The sequence below is a fragment of the Streptomyces sp. 130 genome (genome assembly GCF_007096885.1).
Classification (GTDB): domain Bacteria; phylum Actinomycetota; class Actinomycetes; order Streptomycetales; family Streptomycetaceae; genus Streptomyces.
Map to the genome: position 1 here is coordinate 1 of NZ_VJNO01000120.1, position 700 is coordinate 700.

The 700-nt window shown below is 71.4% G+C and carries 1 protein-coding gene; it reads right to left on the minus strand.

Annotated features, from left to right (window positions below; all coding sequences use genetic code 11):
• Positions 1-700, minus strand: a 700-nt coding sequence (locus tag FKN01_RS32275; RefSeq protein WP_143626189.1) for a condensation domain-containing protein, incomplete at both ends; no start/stop codon positions are given.

Genomic DNA, 700 nt, shown 5'->3' on the forward strand with positions numbered 1-700 from the left:
CACTCACCGAACGACGACGAACCAACCCCCAGATCCACCGGCACACCCGACACCACCTGCCCGTACGCCACCTCCAAGTCCTCCAGCAACACCCGCCACGACACCCCGTCCACCACCAAGTGATGGGCGACCATCACCAGGCGGGTGCCATCGGCGCCGAGGTCGAAGGTGAGGGCCTGGAAGAGGGGTCCGGAGGCCAGGTCCATGCCCGCCTGGGCGGTGCGGACCGTGCGGTCCAGCTCGGCGGTGCGCTGCTCCGGCGGCAGGCCGGAGAGGTCGTGGTGCAGCGGTGCGCTGTCCGTGGGGGCGGCGGCCGACTGGATCCACGTGCCGTCTTCGGTGCGCCCGAAGCACATGCGCAGGGCGTCGTGCCGCTCCACCAGCGCGGTCATGGCGGTGGCCAGGGCCGTGCGGTCGACGTGGGCGGGCAGGGTCGCGGCCATCGACATTCCGAAGTGGTGCGGTGCGGCCGTGTGCGTGCGGAAGAACCACTCCTGTACGGGGGTCGGCCCCACGGGTCCGTGGACGGCCGGGCGTTCGTCGGCGGTGTCCTCCTGGGAGGCGTCCGCGACGCGTTCGGCGAGGATCGCCACCGTCTGGCAGTCGAAGACGTCCTTGGGCGAGACGGTGAGTCCGGCGGCGCGGGCGCGGGAGACGACCTGGATGCTCAGGATCGAGTCGCCGCCCAGATCGAAGAAGT